The organism is Paenibacillus sp. OSY-SE (genome assembly GCF_000283315.1).
GTDB classification, from domain to species: Bacteria; Bacillota; Bacilli; order Paenibacillales; family Paenibacillaceae; genus Paenibacillus_B; species Paenibacillus_B profundus.
Window position 1 is genome coordinate 1 of the sequence record NZ_ALKF01000001.1, and the last position, 1,822, is coordinate 1,822.

1 protein-coding gene is annotated in these 1,822 nt (G+C 44.8%); it reads right to left on the reverse strand.

Annotated elements, in window-relative coordinates; all coding sequences use genetic code 11:
• Nucleotides 1–414: 414 nt before the first annotated feature.
• Complete coding sequence (locus tag A372_RS0100005) at nucleotides 415–1,701, reverse strand: IS110 family transposase (RefSeq protein WP_019418875.1); 1,287 nt, start codon at nucleotides 1,699–1,701, stop codon at nucleotides 415–417.
• Between the last annotated feature and the right edge of the window lie 121 nt (nucleotides 1,702–1,822).

A 1,822-nucleotide genomic window follows, 5' to 3' on the forward strand; every position in this document is an offset into this window, starting at 1 on the left:
TCCCTCTATGAAGAATCACTTTTCTCTTAAATGCTCGCGTTTTCTTAGAATTTGACCATGTTGCATAGTTAAAAGACAACTTATTCATGGATTTGATTTGAAGGTGATGAAAATTATGGGGCTACAGGAAGCGCAAAAACATCCTCACCTAAACCTCTTCTCTGTAAAAAATGGTTAATTCGGTAAAGTATGGTTGCACCTATGGATCTCCACATTGGCTCATGGTGGTCAACCCTCCCATGTCTCACAGAGTCTACGCTCTCACATTCCTTCATTCAACCTGTCCATGAGGTGGAGGTCAGATATGCTGCCCGACAGGATCTTCGTCCGTATGTTAGTGCCGTTCCGACTCATCCGTGCTTTAGTTGTCAGTTGTTTGTTACGACTTCAATTTCTAAGAAGATGCTGCTGTATTTAAGCTGCTAGTGGTACTTCCATGAATCGAGGGATATCCTGCATCATTTTTTCTTCACTGAATTCATGTCCCTTTTTCATGATGCCGAACAGGATCCGAATAAGCTTGTTACACAGGGCGATGAGAGATTGCATCTTTTTCAGCGGATTATCTGGCCGCTTGGTGTAATACTCGTGCAATGCTTTAAAAGCTCCGTTCTTCGCTACCAGTGGCATCACGACACGGAAGAGCAAGGCTCGAAGTCGCTTCCTGCCTCTCTTCGTAATTTTGGTCTGTCCTTTGTGTTTGCCCGATGTATTTTCCCTTAAGTTTAATCCTGCGAGTTTTACGATCTGCTTGGGATGTCGGTACTGACGGATGTCACCAACTTCAGCCAGGAATCCGGCTATTGTATCCCGACCAATCCCTTTAATCGCCAGCAATTTCTGAACATATGGGATTTGCTTCATCAGCTCTTCCAATTTTGCATCAAGCTCTTCGAACTTACATTGGAGCAGTTCGTACTGTACCAATAGTAGCTGAAGCTCCATCTTGGCTAGCTCTGCACCTTGTTTCATGCCTATTGAACGACTGGCCGCGGCTTTCAGGCTCTTCACGCGTCCCAGGCCGAGTCCACGCTTGGCAGCTTCCCTTAGATGTCCCAGCAAAAACTCGTCTGACCTTGAAACAAGTTCATGCGGCAGCAAATAAAGGCTGAGCATTTGAAGGGCCGACTTGCATTCCCAATCCTTAAAAACTGTAAGGAATTCCGGAAAGTACCGATCCAGCCAGTTATGAACACGTCCTTGTACTACACGCAGGTCAGTCGATAGATGATCGCGAATTTTCATGGCTTCCCACAGCTCTGCATAGATACCTTGGGGAAGATTCGGTACGGCATATCTTCCATCTTTGACTAGCTGTGCGATGACTTTAGCGTCTTTGATGTCATTCTTGGTCGGTGAGTTGTCATCCAGTTCTTTGCTTTTCTTCACATGCAGTGGGTTCACCACGACGCATAAAACTTGTTGTTCTTTTAGGTAATGTGCAAGGTTCAACCAGTAATGACCAGTCGGTTCCATACCGACTATGACCTCCTTGCAGGTCTGTTCTTTCATGATCTTCTGATACCAGCCTACGAATAATTCAAACCCTTCCCGACTGTTCTCAAAAGCAATTGGCTTCCCATACTCGACTCCGCGGAAGTCTTGTGCGCGAGCCACATGTTTGAACTTTGCAATATCTACACCCACGATGAGTGTAGTAGAAGTGATTTGATTAATTCGTTCATTTTGAGTAGAATGCATCTTGTAGTCTCCTTGGTTTGTTTTTGGTTCCGGTCGCTGGCCAGCATATGGGACCCATAAACATCATACCAAGGAGTCTTTTTGTTTCTCAAATCTCATATTTCTTCATTATAGGAATGCT